25 protein-coding genes are annotated in these 24,573 nt (G+C 72.6%); 10 read left to right on the top strand and 15 right to left on the bottom strand.

The features are described 5' to 3' along the window. The first annotated feature begins 37 nt into the window (after nucleotides 1-37). Nucleotides 38-820 (top strand): ThuA domain-containing protein, encoded by a 783-nt coding sequence (locus OG257_RS06420; RefSeq protein WP_329205519.1) that lies wholly within the window; start codon nucleotides 38-40, stop codon nucleotides 818-820. Here OG257_RS06420 and OG257_RS06415 read toward each other — a convergent pair. The 3 genes from OG257_RS06415 to xylB form a co-directional block, all read right to left on the bottom strand. Beyond that, nucleotides 766-1,617, bottom strand: coding sequence for a hypothetical protein (locus OG257_RS06415; RefSeq protein WP_329205517.1), 852 nt, complete (start codon nucleotides 1,615-1,617; stop codon nucleotides 766-768). The two genes, OG257_RS06420 and OG257_RS06415, sit on opposite strands and share 55 nt — an antisense overlap. Next, nucleotides 1,617-2,894 carry a VWA domain-containing protein gene (locus OG257_RS06410; protein ID WP_329205516.1) on the bottom strand — a complete coding sequence of 426 codons (1,278 nt, stop codon included), beginning with the start codon at nucleotides 2,892-2,894 and terminating at the stop codon, nucleotides 1,617-1,619. The genes OG257_RS06415 and OG257_RS06410 overlap by 1 nt, the downstream gene beginning before the upstream one ends. A 71-nt stretch (nucleotides 2,895-2,965) precedes the next feature. After that, a complete protein-coding gene (gene xylB, locus OG257_RS06405; RefSeq protein WP_329205514.1) occupies nucleotides 2,966-4,447 on the bottom strand; it encodes a xylulokinase in 1,482 nt (493 codons plus the stop codon). Between the two features lie 236 nt (nucleotides 4,448-4,683). Between xylB and xylA the strand changes: the two genes are divergently transcribed. Next, a complete protein-coding gene (gene xylA / locus OG257_RS06400) occupies nucleotides 4,684-5,850 on the top strand; it encodes a xylose isomerase (protein ID WP_329205512.1) in 1,167 nt (388 codons plus the stop codon). 49 nt (nucleotides 5,851-5,899) lie between these two features. Here xylA and OG257_RS06395 read toward each other — a convergent pair whose 3' ends face one another. Next, a complete protein-coding gene (locus OG257_RS06395) occupies nucleotides 5,900-7,156 on the bottom strand; it encodes an ROK family protein (protein WP_329205511.1) in 1,257 nt (418 codons plus the stop codon). Nucleotides 7,157-7,237: 81 nt separating this feature from the next. Beyond that, entirely contained in the window at nucleotides 7,238-8,035 is a 798-nt protein-coding gene (locus OG257_RS06390; protein WP_329205509.1) for an IclR family transcriptional regulator domain-containing protein, read from the bottom strand. Between the two features lie 232 nt (nucleotides 8,036-8,267). Here OG257_RS06390 and OG257_RS06385 point away from each other — a divergent pair, with 232 nt between their 5' ends. The 4 genes from OG257_RS06385 to OG257_RS06370 all read left to right on the top strand — a co-directional run bounded on the left by OG257_RS06385 (nucleotide 8,268) and on the right by OG257_RS06370 (nucleotide 11,663). Next, on the top strand, nucleotides 8,268-9,224 hold the full coding sequence (locus tag OG257_RS06385) for an ABC transporter substrate-binding protein (RefSeq protein ID WP_329205507.1): 957 nt from the start codon (nucleotides 8,268-8,270) through the stop codon (nucleotides 9,222-9,224). After that, nucleotides 9,221-10,048, top strand: coding sequence for an ABC transporter permease (locus tag OG257_RS06380; protein WP_329205506.1), 828 nt, complete (start codon nucleotides 9,221-9,223; stop codon nucleotides 10,046-10,048). The genes OG257_RS06385 and OG257_RS06380 overlap by 4 nt, the downstream gene beginning before the upstream one ends. Continuing rightward, nucleotides 10,045-10,821: an ABC transporter permease gene (locus tag OG257_RS06375; protein WP_329205504.1), complete on the top strand. Its 777-nt coding sequence runs from the start codon at nucleotides 10,045-10,047 to the stop codon at nucleotides 10,819-10,821. Before OG257_RS06380 ends, OG257_RS06375 begins: the two co-directional genes overlap by 4 nt. Before the next feature lie 65 nt (nucleotides 10,822-10,886). Next, on the top strand, nucleotides 10,887-11,663 hold the full coding sequence (locus OG257_RS06370; RefSeq protein ID WP_329214941.1) for an ABC transporter ATP-binding protein: 777 nt from the start codon (nucleotides 10,887-10,889) through the stop codon (nucleotides 11,661-11,663). Nucleotides 11,664-11,747: 84 nt separating this feature from the next. On the opposite strand, the gene OG257_RS06365 is transcribed toward OG257_RS06370, so the two are convergent. The 4 genes from OG257_RS06365 to OG257_RS06350 form a co-directional block, all read right to left on the bottom strand. Further along, nucleotides 11,748-13,052, bottom strand: coding sequence for a phytase (locus OG257_RS06365; RefSeq protein ID WP_329214939.1), 1,305 nt, complete (start codon nucleotides 13,050-13,052; stop codon nucleotides 11,748-11,750). Between the two features lie 183 nt (nucleotides 13,053-13,235). After that, entirely contained in the window at nucleotides 13,236-13,895 is a 660-nt protein-coding gene (locus tag OG257_RS06360; RefSeq protein WP_329205503.1) for a DUF305 domain-containing protein, read from the bottom strand. Continuing rightward, on the bottom strand, nucleotides 13,892-14,542 hold the full coding sequence (locus OG257_RS06355; protein ID WP_329205501.1) for a DUF3105 domain-containing protein: 651 nt from the start codon (nucleotides 14,540-14,542) through the stop codon (nucleotides 13,892-13,894). The genes OG257_RS06360 and OG257_RS06355 overlap by 4 nt, the downstream gene beginning before the upstream one ends. Nucleotides 14,543-14,670: 128 nt before the next feature. Then, entirely contained in the window at nucleotides 14,671-15,093 is a 423-nt protein-coding gene (locus tag OG257_RS06350) for a hypothetical protein (RefSeq protein ID WP_329205499.1), read from the bottom strand. A 70-nt stretch (nucleotides 15,094-15,163) separates the two neighbouring features. Between OG257_RS06350 and OG257_RS06345 the strand changes: the two genes are divergently transcribed. After that, entirely contained in the window at nucleotides 15,164-16,033 is an 870-nt protein-coding gene (locus OG257_RS06345; protein ID WP_329205497.1) for a phospholipid scramblase-related protein, read from the top strand. Between the two features lie 65 nt (nucleotides 16,034-16,098). Here OG257_RS06345 and pcaDC read toward each other — a convergent pair whose 3' ends face one another. From pcaDC to pcaH, 4 genes are read right to left on the bottom strand one after another with little or no spacing between them, the layout of a single operon-like run. Next, nucleotides 16,099-17,247 carry a bifunctional 3-oxoadipate enol-lactonase/4-carboxymuconolactone decarboxylase PcaDC gene (gene pcaDC, locus OG257_RS06340; RefSeq protein WP_329205496.1) on the bottom strand — a complete coding sequence of 383 codons (1,149 nt, stop codon included), beginning with the start codon at nucleotides 17,245-17,247 and terminating at the stop codon, nucleotides 16,099-16,101. After that, nucleotides 17,244-18,581 (bottom strand): 3-carboxy-cis,cis-muconate cycloisomerase, encoded by a 1,338-nt coding sequence (gene pcaB / locus OG257_RS06335; RefSeq protein ID WP_329205495.1) that lies wholly within the window; start codon nucleotides 18,579-18,581, stop codon nucleotides 17,244-17,246. Before pcaB ends, pcaDC begins: the two co-directional genes overlap by 4 nt. Further along, nucleotides 18,581-19,156: a protocatechuate 3,4-dioxygenase subunit alpha gene (gene pcaG, locus OG257_RS06330; protein WP_329205494.1), complete on the bottom strand. Its 576-nt coding sequence runs from the start codon at nucleotides 19,154-19,156 to the stop codon at nucleotides 18,581-18,583. The genes pcaB and pcaG overlap by 1 nt, the downstream gene beginning before the upstream one ends. After that, nucleotides 19,156-19,935, bottom strand: coding sequence for a protocatechuate 3,4-dioxygenase subunit beta (pcaH, locus tag OG257_RS06325; protein WP_329205492.1), 780 nt, complete (start codon nucleotides 19,933-19,935; stop codon nucleotides 19,156-19,158). Before pcaH ends, pcaG begins: the two co-directional genes overlap by 1 nt. Before the next feature lie 158 nt (nucleotides 19,936-20,093). On the opposite strand from pcaH, the gene OG257_RS06320 reads away from it, so the two are divergent. Further along, nucleotides 20,094-20,558 (top strand): MarR family winged helix-turn-helix transcriptional regulator, encoded by a 465-nt coding sequence (locus OG257_RS06320; RefSeq protein WP_329214937.1) that lies wholly within the window; start codon nucleotides 20,094-20,096, stop codon nucleotides 20,556-20,558. 27 nt (nucleotides 20,559-20,585) lie between these two features. Here the strand turns inward: OG257_RS06320 and OG257_RS06315 are convergent, their stop codons facing one another. Further along, nucleotides 20,586-21,338, bottom strand: a complete 753-nt coding sequence (locus tag OG257_RS06315) for a VOC family protein (RefSeq protein ID WP_329205490.1) — start codon at nucleotides 21,336-21,338, stop codon at nucleotides 20,586-20,588. Between the two features lie 126 nt (nucleotides 21,339-21,464). On the opposite strand from OG257_RS06315, the gene OG257_RS06310 reads away from it, so the two are divergent. Together OG257_RS06310 and OG257_RS06305 are read left to right on the top strand one after the other, a co-directional pair. After that, nucleotides 21,465-23,174, top strand: a complete 1,710-nt coding sequence (locus OG257_RS06310; RefSeq protein ID WP_329205488.1) for an FUSC family protein — start codon at nucleotides 21,465-21,467, stop codon at nucleotides 23,172-23,174. Next, nucleotides 23,171-23,677, top strand: coding sequence for a MarR family winged helix-turn-helix transcriptional regulator (locus OG257_RS06305; protein ID WP_329205487.1), 507 nt, complete (start codon nucleotides 23,171-23,173; stop codon nucleotides 23,675-23,677). The genes OG257_RS06310 and OG257_RS06305 overlap by 4 nt, the downstream gene beginning before the upstream one ends. 51 nt (nucleotides 23,678-23,728) lie before the next feature. Here OG257_RS06305 and OG257_RS06300 read toward each other — a convergent pair whose 3' ends face one another. Next, complete coding sequence (locus tag OG257_RS06300; protein WP_329205485.1) at nucleotides 23,729-24,529, bottom strand: IclR family transcriptional regulator; 801 nt, start codon at nucleotides 24,527-24,529, stop codon at nucleotides 23,729-23,731. Nucleotides 24,530-24,573: the final 44 nt, after the last annotated feature.

Here is a 24,573-nt window from a genome sequence, read left to right as displayed (position 1 = left end):
CAGGGCCTGCCGTGTCCGTTCGTCCGAGGAGCCGTCGATGCCCACCACCGGCCCGCCTGGCGTCCTGGTGTACACCCGCACCACCGACTACCGGCACGCATCGATCCCCGACGGCATCGCCGCGTTCCGGGATCTGGGTGCGGACCACGGGTTCGCCGTCGACGCGACGGAGAGCCCGGAGGTGTTCGAGAACGGCCTCGCGGCCTACGGGGCCGTGGTGTTCCTCTCCACCAGCGGCGACGTCCTCACCCCCGAGGGCCGCGAGGGGCTCCGGGCCCACTGCGCGGCGGGCGGCGGCTTCATGGGCGTGCACGCCGCGGCCTGCACCGAGTACGGCTGGCCGTTCTACGGCGAGCTCCTCGGCGCCCGCTTCGCACGCCATCCCGCGCTCCAGCCGGGCACCGTCCTCGTGGCGGACCGCGACCACCCGGCGACCCGGCACCTCGGGCCCCGCTGGGACTTCACCGACGAGTGGTACGACTTCCGGACGGTCCCGCGCGACACCGTGCGGGTGCTGGCCTCCGCCGACGAGTCCTCGTACGACGGAGGGGGCATGGGCACGGACCACCCGCTCGTCTGGACCCATGAGTACGGCGGCGCCCGCGTCTTCTACACCGCGCTCGGGCACACACGCGAGGCGTACCGCGACGCGGCGTTCCGGGCCCATCTCCTCGGAGGACTGCGCCAGGTGATGCCCGGACACGCCGGAGGGCCGCCGGCCGGGGCACAGAGCCCGGTCGGCAGCCCTCCGTTCGACGGAACGCGTCAGACGCCCGGCGGGACCCGGGAAGGACGGCCGCCGCCGCGGGTCAGGCCGTAGCCGAACACGGCTGCCAGCGCCGCGAGTACGCCGCCGCCCACCGTCCACAGCCAACGGTCCGTCCACCAGCCGGAGGCCCAGCCGTCCTCCGGCTCGCTGCCGAGCGAGACCCTGGGCTTGTCCGTGCCGTCGCCCGTGTCGGCGGCCTGTTCGACCGAGGACGCGCCCGGCACGAGAGGTTCGGCGAGCTCGCCGCCCACGTCGTGGGCACCGCCACTGTCGACGGAGGTCACCTCGGTCTCGGCGTGGACCGGCAGGCCCAGGTCCTCCTCGGCCGCACCGACGACCGTCAGGCGTACGTAGTAGCTGCCGGGCAGCGGGTCGTCCGCCCACGGCTCCGACCACGCCCGCACCGTACGCAGCACACAGGACAGCTCGACGGATTCCGCGTCCGCCGCCGCCTTCCTGGTCTGGTGGCCGTACATGCAGGCCTGGCGACGGCGCAGCCCGTCGTACACATCGACCTGCCAGGTCGACGCACCGTGCCTGGCCGCACTCCCGGGCAGGGTGACCTTCGCCCGGACGGTGGGGCGTTGACCGGTGTCGGCGGGGAAGACCCAGTACAGGTAGTCACCCGTGGAGGCGTCCGCGGTGGCGGTCATGTCCTGCTGGATCGCGGTGGCGGTACGGAACGTGGTGCCCGCCTCGGTCGGGCCGGCCTTGCCGTCCTCGGCGGGGCTCGCGCTCGCCGACGGGTCGTCGGCGACAGCACCGCCCGCCGAGGTGAACAGGGTGACTCCGGCGAGCAGCGCGACCGCACAGGCGCGCATCACGGTGTTCCTGCGGGTGGTACGCATCAGTTGGTCCTCCATACGGCGACGCGCCAGCGTGAGATCCAGCCGGTCAGCAGGCCGGCGACCAGCCCGGTCAGGACCATGACGCCCAGCAGCCACCAGCCACGGCCGAGTCCGAACGCGGCCGCGTCGGCGGCCTCGTCGGGCGCGGCCACCAGGTCGATGGTCAGCTCGACGGGCATGCCGGGGGTCGTCTTCACGGACGCGGGCGCCGAGAAGGAGTTGCTGAGCTGGAGGCAGACGGTCTCGGCGGCGGGCTTCACATCGCTGTCCGTGCCGTCCTGTTCGGCCTTCGGGTAGCGCAGGCCGGAGGAGATCACATCCGTACGTCCGGTGCCGGACTCAGCGCCCCGGACGATCTCGCGCCCGTGCGCGGTCACCGCCCGCAGCAGCACGCCGTAGTCGTTGTTGACGGCGCGGTCCGCGGCCACGCTCACCGAGGCGCGCAGCTCCTGACCGGGCAGCACGTCCACCCGGTACCAGCGGTGCTTGCCGAACTCCTGGCGGTCGGTGTACAGACCGGCCTTCAGCTGGGGTGCCTCGGAGCAGCTGCCCGCGCCCTCGGTCGCCACCGGGGTGACGACGGGCTCGGCGGCCCGGTCCACCAGCTGTTTGACGCGGCCGGAGAGTTCCTCGGTGTGCTGGACGGCTGTGTAGGTGCCGCCGGTGGCCTCGGCGATGCAGGTCAGCTGCTGCCGGATCTTGGCGTTGGGCACCAGGCCCAGCGTGTCGATGACCAGGTGGATCCCACGGGCCGCGATGTCGCGCGCGACCTCGCACGGGTCGAGCGGGCCGCAGGTGTCCTCGCCGTCGGTGATCAGGACGATCCGCCGGGTGGAGTCACCGCCTTCGAGGTCGTCGGCCGCGCCGAGGAGGGCGGGGCCGATCGGGGTCCAGCCGGTCGGCGCCAGTGTGGCGACCGCGGCCTTGGCCTCGGTGCGGTCCAGGGGCCCGACCGGGTAGAGCTGCTTGGTGTCCTTGCAGCCGGTCTTCCGGTCGTCGCCCGGGTAGTCGGCGCCGAGTGTCCGGATGCCGAGCTGGACCTCCTCGGGGACCGCGTCGAGCACGTCGTTGAACGCCTGCTTGGCGGCGGATATCCGGGACTGGCCGTCGATGTCGCGGGCACGCATGGAGCCGCTGACGTCAAGGACCAGTTCGACCTTGGGCGATGCGGAGGAGGAGGGTTCGTCGGCGGCGGCCGGGAGCGCGGTGCCGAGCCCGGCGGCCAGGGTGGCGAGCAGCACGCACACCCCGGCCGTCAGCCGTTTTCTTGTGATCATCGCCGGATCCTATTGAAGATCCGCGGTCATCCCCAAAAGCAGTCCGCGGGACGCCTGTTCGCGTCCCGGGCTCAGCCGCCGAGCAGCGGCCCGGACGCCTGTTCCAGCACCGAGCCGACCCGCTCCCACGTCTCCGTATCGCGTTCCACGGGCGGGAGTTGAGTGTCCTCGGCCTTCTCGTTCCAGCGGGTCGCCACCGCGACCGGGTCGCCGCCGCCGGCCGCCGACGCGGCGAGAGCCGCCGCGCCGAGTGCGACCAGTTCGCCGCTGCCGGGCACGATCAGGGGCCGCCCGGAGAGGCGGCGCACGGTCTCCACCCAGGTGCGGCCCTGGGCGCCGCCGCCGATGAGCCGCAGCGGCCGGCCGGCGACATCGGGGTCGGCCGGGTCCAGACCGCACGACCGCAGCAGTTCGTCGAGCGCGCGCAGCACGGTGAAGGCCGCGCCCTCGTAGGCGGCGCCCAGCAGTTGCTGCGGGGTCGTGTCGTGCCGGAGCCCGGTGAGGAGACCGGACGCGGTGGGCAGATCCGGGGTGCGTTCGCCGTCCAGATAGGGGAGGAGCACGGTGGCGCCGCCCGGCGTCGCGTCGTCGCGGTGCAGGCCGAGCAGCGTGGCGACCTTGTCGACGGCGAGGGTGCAGTTGAGCGTGCAGGCCAGCGGGAGGTACGTACCGTCCGCCGCGGCGAACCCGGAGAGGGCCGTGGACGCGGGCCTGGCCCTGGACGCGGCGAAGACCGTGCCGGAGGTGCCGAGGCTGAGGACGGGGTGGTCCAGGAGTCCGGCGCCGCCGAGACCGAGGCCGACGGCGGCGGCCATGTTGTCACCGGTACCGGCTGCGACGGCGATCCCGGCCGGCAGGCCGAGGGACTCGGCCGCGGCAGCGGTCAGCGAGCCGATCCGGGTCGCGCCGGTGGCGGCGACCGGGGGCAGCAGCGAGGCGTCCAGGCCGAGCAGGTCCAGCAGCTCGGTGTCGTACGCGCCGGTGGCGGTCGAGTACCAGCAGGTGCCCGAGGCGTCGCCCGGGTCCGTCGCGGCGGTGCCCGCGAGCCGCTCGGTCAGGAAGTCGTGCGGCAGCCGTACGGCCGCGGCCGCGGCGGCGTTCGCCGGATCGTTCTCGCGCAGCCACTGCCACTTGGACGCGGTCATCGCCGCGACCGGCACGGAGCCGGTGCGGGCGGTCCAGGCCTCGGGTCCGCCGAGCGCGGCGGTGAGGGCGGCGGCCTGCGGGGCCGAGCGGGTGTCGTTCCACAGCAGGGCGGGGCGGAGCGGTCGGCCGGTCTCGTCGAGCACGACCAGTCCGTGCTGCTGTCCGGCCACGGCGATGCCGGTGACGGCGGACGCGGAGAGCCCGGACTCCTTGAGCCCGGCTGCGACGGCGTCGCACAGCGCCCGCCACCAGACCTCGGGGTCGCTCTCGCGTGCCCCGCCCTCGCCGGTGACCACGTGCGGGGCGCGGCCGACGGCGAGCAGCTCGCCCGTCTCGGCGTCGGTGACGGCCGCCTTGGTGGACTGGGTGGAGCTGTCCACGCCGATGACGACGGTACGCGGCGGCATGGGCTACCTCTTCTCGTGCAGGGGTTCCGGTGGTACGCAAGGGGGCGCGCAGATTTTGGTTGTGCGACAAACAAATTACGTGATCGACGGCGTCGGGAACAGAGGCGGCCCCCGTTTCGTCGTCCGAGGGGTTACGTCGGCGAGGTGCCCCGTGCATGATTAGTCATGCGACTGAACAAATTGGTCCGGCCGGGGCGGCCGGTGCCGGAGCCGACGCATGAGAAGGCGGACAGACGATGACGGAACGCTTCACGCCCACCCCTGCGGACAAGTTCAGCTTCGGCCTGTGGACCGTGGGCTGGCAGGGCCGCGACCCGTTCGGTGACGCCACCAGGGCAGCTCTCGACCCGGTCGAATCCGTCCGGCGGCTGGCGGAGCTCGGCGCCTACGGTGTGACGTTCCACGACGACGACCTCATCCCCTTCGGCTCCACGGACACGGAGCGCGAGGGCCACGTCAAGAGGTTCCGGCAGGCTCTGGACGCCACCGGGCTCATCGTGCCGATGGCCACCACCAACCTCTTCACGCACCCGGTGTTCAAGGACGGCGCGTTCACCGCGAACGACCGCGACGTGCGCCGCTACGCGCTGCGCAAGACCCTGCGCAACATCGACCTGGCCGTCGAGCTGGGCGCCACCACGTATGTGGCCTGGGGCGGCCGCGAGGGCGCCGAGTCCGGCGCCGCCAAGGACGTCCGCGTGGCGCTGGACCGCATGAAGGAGGCCTTCGACCTGCTGGGCGACTACGTCACCGAGCAGGGCTACGACCTCCGCTTCGCGATCGAGCCCAAGCCGAACGAGCCCCGCGGCGACATCCTCCTGCCTACCATCGGGCACGCGCTGGCGTTCATCGAGCGCCTGGAGCGCCCCGAGCTGGTCGGCGTCAACCCGGAGACCGGCCATGAGCAGATGGCAGGCCTGAACTTCCCGCACGGCATCGCCCAGGCGATGTGGGCGGGCAAGCTGTTCCACATCGACCTCAACGGCCAGTCCGGCATCAAGTACGACCAGGACCTGCGGTTCGGCGCGGGCGACCTGCGCCAGGCGTTCTGGCTCGTCGACCTGCTGGAGAGCGGCTACGAGGGTCCGCGCCACTTCGACTTCAAGCCGCCGCGCACCGAGGACTACGACGGTGTCTGGGCCTCCGCCGCGGGCTGCATGCGCAACTACCTGATCCTCAAGGAGCGCGCCGCGGCCTTCCGCGCCGACCCGGCCGTGCAGGAGGCCCTGACCGCCTCCCGCCTGGACGAGCTGGCCCGGCCCACCGCGGCCGACGGCGTCGCGGGGCTGCTCGCGGACCGCTCGGCGTACGAGGAGTTCGACGTCACCGCCGCCGCAGAGCGAGGCATGGCGTTCGAGGCCCTGGACCAGCTCGCGATGGACCACCTGCTGGGCGTGCGCTGACGGCGGCCTCCCACGGGGGCGGGCCGGCCCGTCCCCGTACAGCCGGTGGTCAGGCCTCCGGCGGGGCGGGCCGTGCGTACGCCACCGGATCCGCCAGCACGTCCTGCACCACCAGCGCCGCCGCGCCCCGCGCCGCGTCCCCCGCGACGGACGACGCGCGCAGCCGGCCGCTGCCCCGCGACCAGAGGCCCGACACCACGCGGCCCGTGAGCTCGTCGTCGGCCGGCGGCGAGAGCCACGGCATCAGGCTCCGGTAGATCCCACCGAGCACCACCGCGTCCGGGTCGAAGAGGTTCACCGCGCCGGACAGGACGCGCCCCAGCATCAGACCCGCCTCGGCGATGGCGGCGAGCGCCCGGGCCTCACCGGCCTGAGCGCGGCGCTCCAGCTCCATGACCCCGGTGGCCCCGCCGCCGGCCTCCTCGATCCCTGCCGAGCGGAGCAGCGCCGTCTGGCCGGCGTACTGCTCGAGGCAGCCGCGCGAGCCGCACCGGCACTCCGGACCGGCCGGGTCCAGGACCACGTGCCCGATCTCCCCGGCGAACCCGTGCGCACCGCGCAGCAGTTCGCCGTCCAGCACGAGGGCGCCGCCGACACCGATCTCGCCCGTCAGATACAGAAAGGTGCGGACCGTACCGAGCCCGCCGAACCACAGCTCCGCCAGCGCCGCCAGGTTCGCCTCGTTCTCCGAGCGCACCGGCAGCCCGGGCGCACCGGGGCGCAGTGTGCTCAGGGCCTCCGCGAACAGGTCCTGCGCCGCGACCCGGTTCCAGCCCAGGTTGGGCGCCTGGCGGACCGAACCGCCCGAGACGAGTCCCGGCAGTGCGAGCGTCGCCCCGACCGGGTACAGGTCCTGCTCCCGCGCCGAGTCCAGGGTGCGCGCGGCGATCGCGGCGGCCCTCGCCAGCACCTCGCCGGGCGGGGCGCCGCGGTTGTCCAGGTGCTCGGTCTGCCGGACCCGGCCGGTCCCCGCCAGGTCCACGACGCACACCGACACGTAGTCGATGTTGATCTCCACACCGAGGCCCGCGGGGCCGGTGCGGGCCACCTTCAGGGCGGTGCCGGGGCGCCCTGCCTGCCCGCTGAACGTCTTGCCGGACTCGGTGACGAAACCGCTGTCCAGCAGTTGCTCGACGAGGGAGGACACCGCGGCCCTGGTGAGCCCCACCCGGGCCGACACCCCGGCGCGGGTCGCCTCGCCGGCCTCGCCCTCGTCCCGTACCGCGCGCAGCACGAGGCTCAGGTTGTGACGTCGCACCGTGTCCTTGTCCGCCTTGGACCCCAGCGGTGTGAGGTAGCTCTTCATATCGTCGACGAGCCTATGCGATGGCGTACGTGCGTACGGACCCCAGGAGGGCCCGTCCGGCCGGCGGCGGGCAGGCCTGGTTCAGCGTGCGCGCGCGGTGCCCTGCGGTACGACCCTGAGGTCCGCCTCGATCCGGGCGGCCGTGGCCAGGAGCGGCGGCAGCAGGTCGCGCCGGATCGAGTCGACCGAGTTCCGGCTCGCGTGCACGGGGATGTTCACCGCCGCGACCACTGTCCCCTCCCGGTCCCTGACGGGAGCCGCCACCGAACGCAGCCCCTCCTCCAGCTCCTGGTCGACGATGGCGTGGCCCTGCCTGCGGACCCGGCGCAGCTCGTGGAGCAGCAGATCGGGCCCGACGACCGTCCGGTCCGTGAACGGTTCGATCTGCGCGCGGCGCACCCGGGGTCCGATCTCGCTCTCCGGCAGGTGTGCGACGAGTACCCGGCCGACCGACGTCACCAGGGCGGGGAACCGGGTGCCCACCGTGATGGACGCCGTCATGATCCGGGTGGTCGGCACCCGTACCAGGTACACGATGTCGTCCCCGTCCAGCACGCAGAGCGACGACGACTCCCGGACCTCCGAGACGAGCCTCTCCAGATGGGGCTCGGCCACATGGGGCAAGGAGTAGCTGGATATGTAGGCGTAGCCCAGTTCGAGGACGCGCGGGGTGAGCCGGAAGAGCCGCCCGTCGGTGTGCATGTAGCCGAGGTCGACGAGTGTCAGCAGGAACCGGCGGGCCGTGGCCCGCGTGATGTCGCAGACCCGCGCCACCTCGCTCAGGGTGAGCTCCGGACGGTCCGCGTCGAAGGCGCGGATGACGGCGAGGCCGCGCTCGAAGGACTGCACGAAGTGCGGCTCACGCGCCTGTCCGTCCATCGGTCGACCCTCCGTCGCGAGAGCGCGCACACCTGTGCGCCAGGTGCACGCTAGGGGGCGGCCGAGGCGGCGTCAATGGACCTGATGCCTTCTCAGAAAGCAGTGGCACCAAGGCAGAAGGGTCGGTGCACGGTGGTTGACCCCCCTCGGCGGGCAGCCCTATGTTCCCACCGGGAACCACTGTTCGTTCCCCGCACGCCATGTCGAGCGCCACCACCACTCCGGGGGCACCATGCGTCGTCTGCTTGTCGGGTTCACCGCCGCGCTCCTCGTCTCCACGACAGCGGCCTGTGGATCGTCGGACCCGTCCACCTCGTCGAAGGGCGGGAAGGCCGCCGTCAAGGTCGGAGTCATCCCGATCGTCGATGTCGCACCCGTCTACCTGGGCAAGGAGAAGGGCTTCTACAGCAAGCGGGGCATCGACCTGACGCTCGTGGGCGCCCAGGGAGGCGCGGCGATCGTGCCCGGCGTGGTCAGCGGCCAGTTCCAGTTCGGCTTCTCCAACGTCACCTCGCTGATGATCGCCGCCGACAAGAACGTCCCCGTCAAGGCCGTCGCCAACGGTGTCGCCTCGACCGGCAAGGACGGCGGGGACTTCGCGGGCATCGTGGTGAAGGGGAACAGCCCGCTGAAGACCGCCAAGGATCTCGAGGGCAGGAAGGTCGCCGTCAACACCCTCAAGAACATCGGCGACACCTCCGTGCGCGAGTCGGTCCGCAAGGCCGGCGGAGACCCCTCGAAGGTCGGATTCGTCGAGCTTCCCTTCGATCAGATGCCGGCCGCGCTCGACGGCGGACAGGTCGACGCCGCCTGGGTCGTCGAACCCGCGCTCGCCACCGTCAAGGGCAAGGGCGGCCGTGTCATCGCGTCCAACTTCGTCGACCTGGCACCGGACCTGACGGTCGCCCTCTACTTCACCTCGCAGCAGTACGCCCAGAAGAACCCGGAGCTGGTGAAGAAGTTCCAGGAAGCGACCCGGGAGTCCCTGGCCTACGCCGACAGCCACCCCGACGAGGTCCGCAAGGTCCTCACCACCTACACCAAGATCCCCGAGTCGACGCTCCAGGCGATGACCCTGCCCAAGTGGCCGGCCGAACCGAACCGGGCATCCCTCGATACCCTCGGCCGGCTCGGTGAGCGCGACGGTCTCCTCTCCGGCACCCCGGACCTGGACGCACTCCTGCCATGACGACCGACACACCGACGAAGACCCCCGCGGCACGCGGCCGAGGAGTCCGGCAGGGTCCGGTCGACGCCGCACTCGGCCTCGCCGGACTGGCCGGCTTCCTCGCCCTCGTCGAAGTCGTCCCGCGCACCGGCCTGGTCTCGCCCGACTACCTGCCGCCCACGAGCCGTATCGCCGGCGCACTCGCGGACGAACTGGCCGACCCCGCGTTCTGGACGGCGCTCGGCGACACCCTCACCGGGTGGTCCGTCGGCCTGCTGATCGCCACGGTGCTGGGCGTCGCCGCCGGAACCGTCATCAGCGGCGTCCCGTACCTGCGCCGCGCCACCGCGTCCACGGTCGAGTTCCTCCGCCCCATACCCTCGGTGGCCCTGATCCCCCTCGCCGTCCTGCTCTACGGCACCGACCTGCGCTCCACCCTGCTCCTGGTCGTCTACGCCGCCTTCTGGCAGATCCTCGTCCAGGTGCTGTACGGGGCACAGGACGTCGACCCGGTCCCCGACGAGACGGCCCGCAGCTACGGCCTCTCCGCCCGGGCGCGCATCCGCCATGTCGTGTGGCCCACCGCCCTGCCGTACGTCATGACCGGCGTCCGGCTCGCCGCCTCCGTCGCGCTGATCCTCGCCGTCACCGCCGAACTCGTCATCGGATCCCCGGGGCTGGGCGCACGGATCGCCGTCGCGCAGACCTCGCAGGCCGTCCCCGAGATGTACGCCCTGGTGGTCGTCACCGGTCTGCTCGGCCTGGTCGTCAACGTCGGCGCGCGCGCCGTGGAGCGCCGGGCGCTCGCCTGGCACCAGTCCGTCCGCGGCGAGGTGGCCGTATGAGGCGCGCCCTCGCCCAAGTGGTGTTCGCCCTCGGGCTGCCGGCCGTCCTCTTCGCTGTCTGGTGGGTGGCCTCCGACACGAGCACCCAGGTCTACTCGCCGCCCCTGCGCACCATCCTCACCGCCTTCGGGGACGTCTGGACCGGGGACCGGATCTCCGCCGACGTCCTGCCCAGCATCCTGCGCCTGCTCGCCGGATTCTCCGTGGCGGCCGTCCTGGGGGTTGCCGCCGGGATCGTCATCGGCTCCTACAGACGGGTGCGGGCCGCGACCGAGCCCGTGCTCGAATTCCTCCGGGCCGTACCCCCGCCGGTCCTCGTCCCCGTCATCATGCTGTTCGCCGGGATCGGGGACACGATGAAGATCTTCGTCATCGCGAGCGGCTGCGTCTGGCCCGTCCTGCTCAACACGGTCGAGGGTGTGCGGGCGGTCGACCCCGTCCTGAGCGAGACCGCCCGCGCGTACGGCTTGCGGGGCGGCGTCCGCCTGCGCCACCTGCTGCTGCGCTCCGCAAGTCCCCAGATCTTCACGGGACTTCGGCAGGCACTCTCGATCGGGATCATCCTGATGGTGATCAGCGAGATGTTCGCGGCCAGCAACGGCCTCGGCTTCGCCATCGTGCAGTTCCAGCGCGGCTTCGCGATCCCCGAGATGTGGAGCGGCATCCTCCTGCTCGGCCTCCTCGGCTTCCTGCTCTCCGTGCTCCTCCAACTCGTCGAACGCCGCGCCCTCGCCTGGTACCACGGTCTGCGCGCGTCCCGGAGGCAGCCGTGAAGGAACCGGTGCCCGACCCCGTCAAGGACCCTGTGAAGGACCTCGTTGTGAAGGGACCGCAGCACATGCTCGATGTACGGGGACTGCACAAGGTCTACGAGGGGCAGGGCCGCCGTGTGGAAGCCGTACGCGATCTGACCTTCACCCTCGCACCGGGCGAACTGGCCTGCCTGGTCGGCCCGTCCGGCTGCGGAAAGACGACCCTGCTCAAGTGCGTCGGCGGGCTGCTCACGCCCACGTCCGGCGAGATCCACCTGAACGGCACACGCGTCACAGGGCCGCCGCCCGGAATGGCCGTGGTCTTCCAGGAGTACGGGCGCAGCCTGTTCCCGTGGATGCGGGTACGGGACAACGTCGGCCTTCCGCTGCGGCAGAAGAGATCGCTGGACAGGGCGCGGCGGCACGAGCTCGTCGAGCGCTCCCTCGCCGCCGTCGGTCTCGCGGACGCGGGCGGAGCCTATCCCTGGCAGCTCTCCGGCGGTATGCAGCAGCGCGTGGCGATCGCGCGGGCCATCGCCTACGAGCCGGAGGTCCTGTTGATGGACGAGCCGTTCGCCGCCGTGGACGCCCAGACCCGCGCCGATCTGGAGGACCTGGTGCGTGGGCTCTGGCAGGAGCTCGGGATCACCGTCCTCTTCGTCACGCACGACATCGACGAAGCGGTGTACCTGGGGCAGCGGGTGCTGGTCCTCTCGGGGGCACCGACCGTGGTGCGGGAGCAGGTGAAGATCGATCTTCCCGACGAGCGGGACCAGTTGACCACCCGTGTACTGCCGCGCTTCGCGGAGCTGCGCACCCATGTGTACGAGCAGATCCAGGCGGCGAAGCGGGGGGAGACGTAAGGCCGCTCCGGGCCGGCCGTCGGGGCGGCGCCGAGGGACACGACGGCTCCCGCCGCCGCGTCCCTCCCGTGATGCCCGGCGGTCCTACATGTCCGCCGCGTCGGTCACCGCACCGAGGTCGACGAACTTGAATCCGGTGGTCTCCCGGCCTTCCTCGCTGCCCGACCCGGACGTCTCGTGCCCGTCCTGGACCACCAGCAGACCGCGCGGGTAGCGGGCGCCCAGCGGCTCGTTCAGCACGGCGGCACCGTCGCACTCCTCACTGCCGTCGAGGTCCGCCGACACGGAGGTGATGCGGAACCCGCCCTCGTACTCGTTGTGCTCGGACACCTCACGGTCGTACAGGGCGAAGGTGTTGTCGCCCTGGCTCGACGCCATGAGGTAGCCGTCGCCGTCCGCCTCCCGGAAGAGAGTCAGACCCTCCACGTCCGCGGCCAGCCGCTTGCCGCCGAAACCGGGGTCGGTGCCGGGCGCGCACTCCTCGGTCCCGGGGTCGTACGTTCCGGGGACGCCGTACTCGCGGACCTTGTCGACGAGGACCGGGCGCCCGTCGAGACCGGCCGGGATGCGCCAGATGCCGACGTCCTCCTGGCCGGCGTAGAGCACACCGTTCGCCGGGTCGATGACCATGCCCTCCACCTGCGGCAGCTCGCCCGGCTCACCGCACGGGGTCCACGACGTGCCGTCGGGGAGCCGGAAGGACGAAGGAAGGGCGAGGGTGCGCACCGTGCGGTAGCCGACCGTGCCCGCGGCCGTCGGCCGCAGCTCCAGCAGCGCCAGTTCGGTGGCGTTGCGCCGGCTGACGACGGCGTACGAGCGGCCCGTGCCGGGGTCCTGCCAGGCGGCCAGACCGTACGTGGTGCGCTGGTCGTTGATCTCGGCCTGGTCCGCCGAGAAGACCGGGGCGGCGGCCGGGTCCGTGATGTCGGTCAGCGGCTTCCCGGGGCGCGAGGGGTCGATGCGGTAGATGCGGAGGCGGTCGTTGCCCCGGTCGCTCACCACGGCCACGCCGGCACGGCCGGCCGGGGTGCGCAGCCCCGTGACGAGGTCGACGTTGTTGAACCGGCCCGGTGCGTCGTCCTCCGTCGCGGGCGACGGCGCCGGAATCGACTGGACCAGGGCGGCGTCGAGCCCGTAGACCCGGAGCCCGCCCTCCTTGGCGGTGGCGACGACCAGGCTGCGGCCCGGGTCGGCCGGGTTGCGCCAGATCGCCGGGTCGTCGGCGTTGGCGTTGCCACCCGCCTCGTCGTCGTACAGCGCCGCCGTCTCCGATGTCGCCCCGACGGCCGGCAGGGACCGTGCCTGCGCGGGGGACAGCGGGGCGAGGGTGATCAGTGCCGTACCCAGGAGGGCGGTGACGGTCAGACGCGAGGAGCGGTGCATGCGCACGGATGCTTCCTGTCGTGAGAGGGACATGTCCATGACTCGTCAGGAAGTGTCGGGTGACGGGGCGGTGCTCCGGTGTCGGGTTGATGAGCGGGGCATGGGCGGGAGGTGAATTCGCGCCCGTCCGTGCGACGGCCGGGGTCCCGGTGGTGCGCCACCGGGCCCCGGCCTCCGCTGCTCGCGGGCTCAGGGCTGTGCGCCCCGGGCCTTCAGCATGTCCGCCATGAGTGCGATCTCCGACTCCTGGGCGCGGGCCATACCCGCCGCCAGGTTCCTGATCTCCTCCGTGCCCGCCGCGTCCGCCGCGGCCTGCGCCATCTCGGCGCCCGCACGGTGGTGGACGGTCATCAGCCGGAGGAACAGCACCTCGGCGTCCCTGCCGCCGGCCGCGCGCAGCCGGTCGAGCTCGGTGTCGGTGGCCATGCCGGGCATCAGGGCGCCGTCGGCCCCGGGTGCGGCGGTGTGCCCCATCCAGCCCATCGGCGGCCGGTCCGAGCTCTTGGGCCGGCCCCAGGTCTCCAGCCAGCCGAGCATCATGCCGCGCTGGTTGGCCTGCGTGTTGATGATGTCGTACGCGAGCCGCCGTACGTCCTCGTCGTCCGTGCGGTCCCGGACGATGAACGCCATCTCCACCGCCTGCTGATGGTGGATCGACATGTCCCGGGCGAATCCCACATCGGCCGAGTCCTCGGCGGGGGCGGACGCCCCGGAACCCGACGAGACCTGTCCCGACGGGGACGCCGAGGACGGCCGCACGACCATCAGCAGCACCAGCCCCACGGCCACCAGGAACACCACTGCGCCCGCCGCCACCAGGGATCGGGGGGCGCGCACGGGTGAGGTCACTTCGCGATCCCGCCGCTGCAGGCGGCACCCGGCTCCGGGGTCTGCGCGCCCTGGACGTACTTGGTGAAGAACTGCCCGACGCGTGCGTCGGTGGCGCTCTTCACCGTGACCTGCTTGCCCCAGGCGCTGAGGACCAGCGGATCCTTCTGGTCGGCCACCGGGCTCATCAGGGAGTACGGGGTCTTGGACACGCGCTCGGCGAGCGCGTCGACATCGGCGCCCTTCGCCTTCTCGTTGTACGTGACCCAGACGGCGCCGTGCTCCAGGGAGTGGACCGCGTTCTCCTTCGGTATCGCCTCGGTGTAGACGTCGGCGTCGCAGTTCATCCAGACCGGACTGTGGTCACCGCCGACCGGCGGGTTCATCGGGTAGTCGACGGGCTTCTCGACGTGGTTCCGCTCCAGCTTGTCCCAGGACCGCTCACCCGTGACGGGGGAGGTCTTGGCCTGCTCCTCGGCCTTGTCCTGTTCGTCGGCGGCGGACATCAGGTACCCGCCACCCGCCACGAGCGCGGCGACCACGGCGACGGCGGCGCTGATGGTGATGATGCGGCTGCGGCGCTCGCGGGCCCGTTCCTTGCGGCGGGCCTCCTCGAGCTTGGCACGGCGGGCTGAGGCAGGGCTGTTCTGGTTCTTGGCGGAAGCCATCTCGGGTCCTCGGGTTCATCGGGTTCACGGGGAACGGAACGCAGGCGCGGGACGCGCGCGATGCGGGGTGACGAGACACGGGCCGCCCCCTCGGCGCCGTTCGCGGCGACAGGGAGGAGCCCGGGCTCCTAGATCCGTTGAACCTGCAGACGGAGATGATCGACGGCGCCCGCACCGTCGTTGGAGGGCCCCCGGATGGCCGCGGCGCCGGTGAGGGGGCCGGCCGTGGGCAGGGCCGAGGTGCAGGGGAGGGCGGCGGGAGCGCCGGGGCCCGGGAGCACGACGGCCTTCGAGTGGTCCGTCACGCCGTGGCAGGAGCTGCCGAGTCCGCGCTCGCCCGGGGCGTCGGCCGTGACGACCGACAGGGACGCGGCAGGTACCGGGGTGAAGGCCCGGACGGCTGACGCGGCAGGTACGTCGGCGCGGGGAGCGGCCGTGACGGACGGCGAGCAGCAGAAGAACACGGCCACGAGGACGAGCACCCAGCCCAGCGCGACGGACGGGGTGACTCCGCCCCGTCGCCGGTCCGTCCGCTCAGTCCGCCTGGTCATCGCCGCCATCGTACGGGTGCGTGAAACTTCAATGAGTGTGGCCCACAGCTTGGCAGGATAGTGTGCCCCGGTGACGACGCAATCGAACATACCTGCGGGTTGGCATCCGGATCCCCATGGCGCGCCCCAGCTGCTGCGCTACTGGGACGGCTCGCAGTGGACCGAGCACACGCATCCGGCCCAGGCTCCTGCCGCCGCCCAGGCTCCCGCCGCCGGTCAGGCCCCCGTGCAGCCCCAGGCCGCGGTGCCGCAGCAGCAGGCGGCCCCGCAGCAGCAGATGGCCCCGCAGCAGCAGGTTCCCCAGCAGCAGGCGGCCCCCCAGCAGGGTGCTCCCGGTGCCGGGTCGCTGTTCAACCAGCAGGTCCTGGTCGTGAACCAGAAGGCCAAGCTGATCGAGGTCACGAACGAGTACCGCGTCTTCGACCAGCAGGGCAACACCGTCGGTTCCGTCGTCCAGGTCGGACAGAGCGCCTTCCGCAAGGTGCTCAGGTTCGTCTCCAGCATCGACCAGTACCTGACGCACCGGCTGGAGATCCGCGACGCCTACGGTCAGCCGCAGCTGCTCCTGACCCGGCCGGCGAAGTTCATCAAGTCCCGGGTCGTCGTGCAGCGTCCGGACGGACAGCTCGTCGGCGAGATCGTCCAGCAGAACGCCATCGGCAAGATCAACTTCGCCATGATGGTCAACGGCCAGAAGGTCGGCGCCATCAAGGCGGAGAACTGGCGCGCCTGGAACTTCGCCATCGTCGACCACAACGACGCCGAGATCGCCCGGATCACCAAGACCTGGGAAGGCCTCGCCAAGACGATGTTCACCACGGCGGACAACTACGTGCTGCAGATCCACTACCAGCTGCCCGAGCCGCTGCTGAGCCTCGTCGTGGCGACCGCCCTGACCGTGGACACCGCACTCAAGCAGGACGCCCGCGGCTTCGGCTGAGCAGGCCGGCCCGGAACGCCCCGCCGCGCACATCCGTGCGGGGCGGGGCGTTCCGGCGTGCCGCGTCAGGCCCTGACGTCGTCCGGGCCCTCCATGTCCTCCAGCACCCGCTTGGCGACGGCGAACGCCGAATTCGCCGCGGGAACCCCGCAGTAGACCGCGGTCTGCAGGAGGGCGGCACCGATCTCCTCCGGGCTCAGCCCGTTGCGTACCGCCGCGCGGACGTGCATCGCCAGCTCGTCGTGGTGCCCGTGCGCGACGAGTGCCGTGAGCGTGATCAGGCTGCGCTCGCGCCGGGACAGTGTCGGGTCGGTCCAGATCTCGCCCCAGGCGTAGCGGGTGATGAAGTCCTGGAACCGTGCGGTGAACGGCGTCGTGGCGGCCTGCGCCCGGTCGACGTGCGCATCGCCGAGCACCTCGCGCCGCATCTCCGTCCCGCTCCCGCGTTCCGTGGGTGCGAAGTGGGCGCGCATGGCCTCCCGAACGGCCTGGGGGCGCTCGGCCGGTGCCAGGTGCGAGGCGTGCGGCAGTTCGACGAGCGTCGAGTCCGCGACCCCGTCGGCGATCTCCCGGGCATGCGCGGGCGGGGTCGCGGGGTCCTCGCGGCCCGCGATCACCAGCGTCGGCGCCCGCACCTGTGAGAGCCGGGAGCGCAGATCGTACGAGGCGAGCGCGTCGCAGCACGCGGCGTACGCCGCCGGGTCGGTGCCCAGGAGGTCGTCGAGCAGCTCCGGCGCGGTGAACCCGGGGGTGAACCAGCGGGCCGCGGCGCCCTCCGCGACCGGGCCGATGCCCTCCGCGCGCACGCGGGCGGCCCGTTCACGCCAGGCGCCGGGGTCGCCGAAGCGGGCGGAGGAGCAGACCACGGCCAGCCGGTCGATCCGCTCAGGACGGTGTACGGCGAGCCAGAGCCCCACGGCGCCGCCGAGCGAGACCCCGGCGTACGAGAAGCGGTCCAGGGACAGCGAGTCGGCGAGGGCGAGGACCAGTCCGGCCAGATCCGCGACGTCGGCGCCGGGACCGATCAGCCCGGCGGGCGACCCGCCGTGCCCGGGCAGGTCCCACCGCACGACGCGGTGGCCCGCGGAGAGTTCCGGCGCCACCCTGTCCCAGAGCGCCGTGGACGTGCCGAGGGACGGGCCGAGCAGGAGCGGGGGAGCCGAGGCGGATCCCTCGGCGCGGTGGTGCGGAAGGCGGGCGGGAGTCGTGGTCATCGGCGCTCCAGGGCGCGGTCGGTGAGCGGGCCGGCGGCACCGGTGTACCGGTCCGGGTCGGTGAGTGCGGTGAGGTCCAGACCGGCGAACGCGGGCTCGCCGGCCAGCACGTCCGCGAGGGATCTGCCCTCGTCCCGGGCGCGCCCGGCGGCCCCGGACAGGATCTCCGCGGCGCGGGACCGGCCCACCCGGCCGGCGGCGACCGCGGCCAGCCGCTCCGAGACGATCAGCCCGCCGGTGACCGGCAGATGGGCCCGCATCACGGCGGGGAGGACCCTGAGCCCCTCGGCGAGTGCCGCGGCATCGCGTGCGGCCCCGCCGACCAGCCGCAGCAGGTCCCGCAACGGCTCCCACTCGGCGTGCCAGGCGCCGGCCGGGCGTTCGTCCTCCGCGGCGAGCGAACCGTAGAGGGTGGCGGCCGGTCCGGGCGCGCGCCGCGCGGCGGCGGCGATCAGGGTGGCGCGGACCGGGTTGGCCTTGTGCGGCATGGCGGACGAGCCCCCGCCCCGTCCTTCCGCGACTTCGCCGATCTCGGTACGGGACAGGACGAGGACATCGGCCGCCGCCTTGCCGAGAGCGCCCGCGGTGAAGGCGAGCGCACCTGCGAGATCGGCGATCGGGGTACGGAGCGTGTGCCAGGGCAACAGCGGTTCGGCCAGCCCCAGTTCCCGTGCGTACGCGGCGACGAGCGGCAGCCCCGCATCGCTGTGGCCCTCCGGGGAGAAGGCCCCGAAGGCGGCCAGGGTGCCTGCCGCGCCGCCGAGTTGGACGGGCAGCGAGTCGCGCACCGCCGTCAGCCGGTCCCGTGCGTCGAGCACCAGCGACCGCCAGCCCGCCGCCTTGAGGCCGAACGTCGTGGGTACGGCGTGCTGGGTCAGGGTGCGGCCCGGCATGGGCGTGTCGCGGTGTGCGGCGGACAGCCCCTCCAGTGTGTCGGCCGTCCGCCGCAGGTCGTCGATGACGAGCGCCAGGGTCCGGGCCGCCACCAGCATCGCGGCCGTGTCGAGGATGTCCTGACTGGTCGCGCCCCGGTGCACGTACGGCCGGACGTCCTTCTCGACCGCCGCGGTGAGATCGGCGACCAGGGGGATCACCGGGTTGCCGCCGGACCGGGCCCGCAGCGCCAGATCCCGTACGTCGAAGCGGCCCGCGTCGGCGGCCGCGGTCACCGCGCGGCCCGCCCCGGCGGGAGCGAGGCCGCAGAGCGACTGGGCGCGGGTGAGCGCCGCCTCGGCATCCAGCATCGCCTGCAGGAAGGCACGGTCACCGGTGGCGGTCTCGGCGGGGGAGCCGGCCCGGCCGGGGGCGAGGAGACCGGCATCGCTCTCGTACATCAGCTGAACTCCAGAAAGACCGTCTCGCCCTCGCCCTGGAGACGGATGTCGAAGCGGTAGGTACGCGGGTCCGTGTGTGTCGCGATCAGTGTGGCGCGGCGCTCGGGCTCCAGCGACTCCAGCAACGGGTCCGCGGTCCCCGTGCCCCGTTCGAGCAGGTCCGGGAGGTAGACGCGGGTGTGGAGGTGGTGCAGTAGACCACGGGCGAACAGGGCGACACAGAGGTACGGGACGCCGCCGGGCGGCAGGGTCCGCACGGCCCAGTGCCCGTCCGCGTCGGTCGGCACACGGCCGAAGCCGGTGAAGTCCACACCGTTGCGCCCGATGACCCGGCCGGTGGCCGCATCACGGCGGAGCGACCCGGGGCGCCCGGTGCGCGATCCGTCCGGAGCGGGCTGCCACGTCTCCACGACGGCGTCGGGAACGGGGGCCCCGCTGCCGTCGCGTACGACTCCGTGCACGGTGACCGTGTCCGGGTGGCCGGCCGGGGCGATCTCACCGCCCCCGGTGAAGGGCAGCGCGTATCCGTAGAAGGGGCCCACGGTCTGGGACGGTGTCGGCGGGAGGTACGTCATCAGGCGCGGCCTTCCTCGGTCCAGGTGGCGCCCGGACCGTCGAGGACGATGTCCCAGCGGTAGCCGAGCGACCACTCGGGGACGGACAGATCGTGGTCGTACGACGCGACGAGCCGCTCACGGGCAGCGGAGTCCGTGACCGAGCGGAGTACCGGGTCGTACGGGAAGAGCGGATCGCCCGGGAAGTACATCTGGGTGATCAGCCGCTGGCTGAACGCCGTACCGAACAGCGAGAAGTGGATGTGCGCGGGGCGCCAGGCGTTGACGTGGTTGCGCCAGGGGTAGGCGCCCGGCTTGATCGTCGTGAACGCGTAGCCGCCCTCGTCATCCGTCAGACAGCGTCCGAAGCCGGTGAAGTTGGGGTCGAGCGGAGCAGGGTGCCGGTCGAGCTGGTGGGCGTACCTCCCTGAGGCGTTGGCCTGCCACAGCTCGACGAGCTGCCCGCGCACGGGGCGCCCTTCGCGGTCCAGGACCCGGCCCTGGACGGTGATGCGCTCGCCGAGCGGTTCGCCCAGGTGCTGCGCGGTCAGATCGCGGTCCAGCGCGGTCACGTCGGTGACGCCGAAGGCGGGTCCGGACAGCTCGACCGCCTCGGGGTCGCGTACGGGGACCGGCGGCCGGTGCGGATGGCGGTAGTGGCTGCTGCGGTACGGGGGGTAGTCGCGCGGTGGATGGTGCGCACCCGCCGGGGCGGCTGCCTGGACCCTGGCCACCTCGGAGTCGATCTGTTGCTGGCTCAGCCCGTCGGGCAGCGGGTGGGCGGTGTCACGTGCGGTCATGTCACTGCTCCGTGAGAGTTGCGGCTCGGCCGATAATGCTCAGTACACTGATCAATATGCGATGGAAGTGAAGCTACTCATGGCATGTTGCTGAGGTCAAGAGGATCAGTACACTGCTTATCTCAGTGAAGAACAGAAGCGCAGAAGAGGACGGTGCCGTGTCCGCGGTCGACCTGAGCAGCCATCCCGGGCATCTGGCCCGGCGACTTCAGCAGGCGCACCATCTGCTGTGGAACACCATGGTCTCGGAGGAGATCACCTCTCCCCAGTTCGCCGTACTCAACGCCCTGACCGCCGAGCCGGGGCTGGACCAGCGCACGGTGGGGGAGCGCGTCGGGCTCGACCGGTCCACCGTCGCCGAGGTGATCACCCGGCTGCTGCGCCGGGAACTGCTGGACAAGGTCCGAGACCCGCACGACGGGCGGCGCTTCCTGCTGCGGCTCACCGACGACGGCGTCCGTACGCACCGGAGACTCGCGGTGCGCACGGCGCGGATGAACCAGGTCTTCCTCGGTCCGCTCTCCGCCGATGAGCAGCAGGTGCTCTTCGACCTGATGCGGAGGGTGTCGGACGCGGCGGAGAGCCTGCGGGTGCCGGAGGACGTCCGGGCCGCCGGCCGCTGAGGACGCGTGCCGTCCGGGGGTGCGCGGTTACGGCGTGTGGATGCCGAACGCCGCCTCCTGCGGATCGCGGAGCACGGCGATCCACCGCCCGCCCGGCAGGCGCCTCGGCGGCATGAGCTGGTCGCCGCGCGCGCTCAGGGCGGTGGCGGCCGTCGTCTCGACGTCCGGGACCGCGAAGTAGGGCATCCAGCGCGGCGGCGTCTCCTGCGCCTCGTCCCCGCTCATCGCCGTCATACCGCCGAAGTCGTCACCGTCCACACCCCAATGCGTGTACTGCTCCGAGGCGTTGACCGTCCAGCCGAACACGGCCGGGTAGAAGGCGAGCGCGCCGGCCGGATCGGGAGTGCGGAGCTCGGCCCAGCCCAGCGTGCCCGGCTCGTTGAAGCGGGACGTGCCGGCGAAGGCGCGTGCCTGCCAGAGCGAGAACACCGCGCCCGCAGGATCGGCGACCACCGCGAACCTGCCCTGTTCGAAGACGTCCATCGGCCCGACGAGCAGTGTGCCGCCGGCCGAGCGCACGGCGTCGACCGTGGCGTCGACGTCCTCGGTCGCGAAGGAAACGGTCCAGGCGGGCGTCTGGTCCGGCCGGTAGGAGGGGGTGAGCGCGGCGACGGCGTCCTCGCCGAGGCGCGCCATCGTGTACCCGCCCGCTTCGGGGCGCGGGTCGGTCTCGGACCGCCAGCCGAAGAGTGCGGCGTAGAACGTCTTGGCGGCAGGAACGTCCGAGGTGCTCAGCTCCACCCAGCAGGGGCGACCGGGGACCGGTTCGACGAGCGTCATGCGATTCCTCCAGGGGCGAGCGGCGGGGCGCGTTCACAGCTGCTGTGCAGAACGCTATGGCCGCGCGGTTGAGGGGGCTACCGGAGGATTGTCGTTTACGGGTGTAATACCTGTTAACGTATTCAGGTGAGTGATACAGCAGTGCGCCCCCGGAAGCCGTCCGTCCGAAGGCTGCCGGTGACCGGCACCCTGCGGCTGAACAGCCCGGCGGAGATCTGGTTCAAGCCCGCGCTGAGCGTGGTCGTCGCCTCCGCGGCGCCGAATCTGCTGCTGTACTCGATGGACCGCCTCGACCTCGTGATGTACACGATGGCCGGCTCGCTCTGTGCGCTGTACGGGCACAACCTGCCGTACGCGCGCAGGGCCCACACCCTCGTTCGCGTGGTCCTCGGCATGGTCGCCGGCCTCGCCGTCGCCCTGCTCGCCGCCTCGGCCACCGACTCGACCGCCGTGCTGATCGCCGTCGGCGCGCTGCTCGCGGCCGTGCAGAAGACCTTCTGCGACGCCTCCCGGATCGGCCCGCCCGGCAACCTGATCTTCACCTTCGTCACCTCGGCCGCGCTCTTCGCCCCGCAGGAGACCGGACAGATCCCCGGGCACCTCGCCCTGGCGCTGGCGGCGGGAGCCTTCTCCTGGCTGGTCACCGTCGGGCCCGCGCTGCGGCGCAGGGAAGGCCCGGAGCGGCGCGCCACCGCCCGCGCACTCGACGCCGCCGCCGCCTACGCGGCCGAGCCCGGCCCGCGCACCCGTCATGCCGCGGTCGCCGCCGTCCACGGCGCCTGGCAGTCGCTGCTCGCCGCCGGGCGCCCCACCCCCGTACGACAGGAACTCGAACGCCTGCTGGTCCACGCGGAGCGGACCCTTGCCGGAGCCACCGCTGACGGCTGCGGCCCCGGCCCCGGCCCCGGCCCCGGGCAACTGGGCGCATGGGCGACGATGACGCGGGCACGCGGGCCGGTGCCGAGCCCTCCGGCGGCCCCCGGCACCGTCGATCAGCTCTTCGGGACCGACGCCGAACGGGCGGGCCGACGGACCGGGCGGGGGAGGCGCGAGGCCCGGCGCGCGCTCCTGCGCGCACTCGCCCCCGGCTCCCCGGTCCTGCCGATCGCCCTCCGTACGCTGATCGGCTGCGCGCTCGCCGGCTACGCGTCCTCGGCTCTCGGCGTGGGCCATCCGTACTGGGCCATCGTCACCGCGGCCTCCGTGTACCAGCCCAACGTGACGCTCTCCTGGAGCCGGGCCGTGCAGCGCACCGTGGGCAACCTCGTCGGCGTCCTGGTCTTCGCCGCCGTCATCCCGGTCGCCCGGATCGGTCCGCTCGCCCTCATCCTGTGCGTCCTGGCGTTCAATTTCGCCGCCGAGGCCCTGATCACCCGCAACTACTGGCTCGGTTCCGTCGCCGTCACTCCGATGGCCCTGCTCGTCATGGAATTCGCGGACACCCACCCGGCCGGTGGGCTCATCGCCGACCGCGCCCTGGACACGCTCGTGGGAGCCGCGGTGGGACTGCTCGTCGCGATCGCCGTCCCCAACCGCCGTGCCGCGGGCCGTGTCGAACGGGCCCTCACCGCAACCGCGGAGGCGCGCGCCCGCGCCGAGGACCTGATCGCCGACCCGAACTCCGACGCCCTCGCGCTCGACCTGGCCCGCAGGCGGCTGACGTCCTCCCTCGTCGAACTGCGCGACGCCGGTGACATCGCGGCAGGGGAGTGGTGGCAGCGCGCCCTGCCCGAGGAGGAGATGCTGGCGGCGGAGCATGCGGGACACCGTACGCTCGCGGCGACAGCACAACGGCGGGGAGCGAGCATCCCGCCCCCGGAGAACGGAGCGGTGTGACCGACGACATCGTGGCCTCGGTGGTACGGCAGTGGCACGCCGTCAATCCGGAGCTCGACACCGGACCGATGGAACTCATCGGCCGCATCAACCGATGTGCCGCCCTCCTCCAGCAGGCGGAGGACGCGCCGTTGCGCGCCGCGGGACTGACCCGTGCCGAATTCGACCTGCTGGGCGCGCTGCGCCGCACCGACCGTGAGCTCACCCCGGGGGACCTGGCCCGCGAGACCTTCTCCTCCGGCGCAGCGGTGACCAAACGGCTCCGCGCCCTCCAGGAGGGCGGCCTGGTCGACCGCCGCGGCGACGACCGGGACCGCCGGGTCGCACACGTCCGGCTGACCGGCGAGGGCCGCGAGCTGGTCGACCGGCTGCTGCCCCAACAGCTCGCCTACGAACGCACCGTCCTCTCCGGCCTCGACGAACGGACCCGTACACGGCTCAGCGGCCAGCTCAGCGAGCTGCTGGTGCAGCTGGAGGGCCGTATCGGCGGATCCCGCCGCTGACCCGCGCGCGGTAGCCGCACCGGTCATCGCCGCCGGCCACGCGTGGGCCGGTCAGGGCGCCTCCACGGGCGGTGGTGCGACCGACTGCCGCAACTGCGCCGCCCGTTCGGCGAGTGCCGCGTCGCCGCCGCGGTCGGCGGGTGCGGACGCGCTCAGGGCGAGCCGGTCGCGCCGGCCCGGTACGGCCAGGGGCACCGCGACGGCGTTCAGGCCCAGGACCGACTCGCCCCGGCTGAAGGCCCTGCCGAGCTCACGCACCTCCGCCAGTTCGGCCAGCAGCCCGGTCCGGGAGACGAGGGTCTGTGCGGTGAGCGCGGGCAGCCGCTCCTGCGGGTAGAGAGCGCAGACCTGGTCGACGGTCATCCGGGAGAGCAGCACCTTCCCGGCGGCGGTGGCGTGGGCGGGGTGGGCCCGGCCCGTCTCCAGCATCACGCGCACCGGGTGCGGGGACTCGCGGCCGTCGGTGACGATCACCTGATCCCCGATCAGAGCGGCGCTCTGCACGGTCTCCCCGGTGCGCCGCACGGCTTCGTCGAGTACGGCTCCGAGCCGCGCGCGCACCTCCGTGCCGAAGCCTGCCGGCCGCCCCAGGCGGAGCAGCTCCGGCCCTGCCTCGTACCCCCGGCCCGAGGGGTCGCGGACCGCGAAGCCGCGGCCCTCCAGGGTGCTGAGCACGCGGTGCGCGGTGGACCTGCCGATACCCAGGCGACGAGCGGCTTCGGAGACGGTGAGGCTCTCCTGCGTGAGGAACAGCTGCATCAGACGCAGGCCGGTGTCCAGCGATTCGATGGTGTAGCCCCGTGCCGCCGGTACCGCCGCGGAGACCTCCCCGTACATCCGTCCGTCGATCACGAATCTGCTCCTTTCGATCCGATTCGATCGCATGTGCCCTTGTC

Origin of the sequence: Streptomyces sp. NBC_00683, assembly GCF_036226745.1 — a bacterium.
In the GTDB taxonomy this organism is placed as follows: domain Bacteria; phylum Actinomycetota; class Actinomycetes; order Streptomycetales; family Streptomycetaceae; genus Streptomyces.
The sequence above is the reverse complement of the archived record's forward strand: the minus strand, read 5'-3'. Positions and strand labels throughout refer to the sequence as shown.

Bases quoted from the DNA above. Each gene is read 5' to 3' on its own strand.
- OG257_RS06395 (WP_329205511.1), bottom strand. From the start codon at position 7,156: ATGAAGAGCTACCTCACACCGCTGGGGTCCAAGGCGGACAAGGACACG.
- pcaDC (WP_329205496.1), bottom strand. From the start codon at position 17,247: ATGACCACGACTCCCGCCCGCCTTCCGCACCACCGCGCCGAGGGATCC.
- OG257_RS06355 (WP_329205501.1), bottom strand. From the start codon at position 14,542: ATGGCTTCCGCCAAGAACCAGAACAGCCCTGCCTCAGCCCGCCGTGCC.
- xylA (WP_329205512.1), top strand. From the start codon at position 4,684: ATGACGGAACGCTTCACGCCCACCCCTGCGGACAAGTTCAGCTTCGGC.
- OG257_RS06385 (WP_329205507.1), top strand. From the start codon at position 8,268: ATGCGTCGTCTGCTTGTCGGGTTCACCGCCGCGCTCCTCGTCTCCACG.
- pcaH (WP_329205492.1), bottom strand. From the start codon at position 19,935: ATGACCGCACGTGACACCGCCCACCCGCTGCCCGACGGGCTGAGCCAG.
- OG257_RS06410 (WP_329205516.1), bottom strand. From the start codon at position 2,894: ATGATCACAAGAAAACGGCTGACGGCCGGGGTGTGCGTGCTGCTCGCC.
- pcaB (WP_329205495.1), bottom strand. From the start codon at position 18,581: ATGTACGAGAGCGATGCCGGTCTCCTCGCCCCCGGCCGGGCCGGCTCC.
- pcaG (WP_329205494.1), bottom strand. From the start codon at position 19,156: ATGACGTACCTCCCGCCGACACCGTCCCAGACCGTGGGCCCCTTCTAC.
- xylB (WP_329205514.1), bottom strand. From the start codon at position 4,447: ATGCCGCCGCGTACCGTCGTCATCGGCGTGGACAGCTCCACCCAGTCC.
- OG257_RS06350 (WP_329205499.1), bottom strand. From the start codon at position 15,093: ATGACCAGGCGGACTGAGCGGACGGACCGGCGACGGGGCGGAGTCACC.
- OG257_RS06415 (WP_329205517.1), bottom strand. From the start codon at position 1,617: ATGCGTACCACCCGCAGGAACACCGTGATGCGCGCCTGTGCGGTCGCG.
- OG257_RS06380 (WP_329205506.1), top strand. From the start codon at position 9,221: ATGACGACCGACACACCGACGAAGACCCCCGCGGCACGCGGCCGAGGA.
- OG257_RS06375 (WP_329205504.1), top strand. From the start codon at position 10,045: ATGAGGCGCGCCCTCGCCCAAGTGGTGTTCGCCCTCGGGCTGCCGGCC.
- OG257_RS06315 (WP_329205490.1), bottom strand. From the start codon at position 21,338: ATGACGCTCGTCGAACCGGTCCCCGGTCGCCCCTGCTGGGTGGAGCTG.
- OG257_RS06370 (WP_329214941.1), top strand. From the start codon at position 10,887: ATGCTCGATGTACGGGGACTGCACAAGGTCTACGAGGGGCAGGGCCGC.
- OG257_RS06390 (WP_329205509.1), bottom strand. From the start codon at position 8,035: ATGGACGGACAGGCGCGTGAGCCGCACTTCGTGCAGTCCTTCGAGCGC.
- OG257_RS06420 (WP_329205519.1), top strand. From the start codon at position 38: ATGCCCACCACCGGCCCGCCTGGCGTCCTGGTGTACACCCGCACCACC.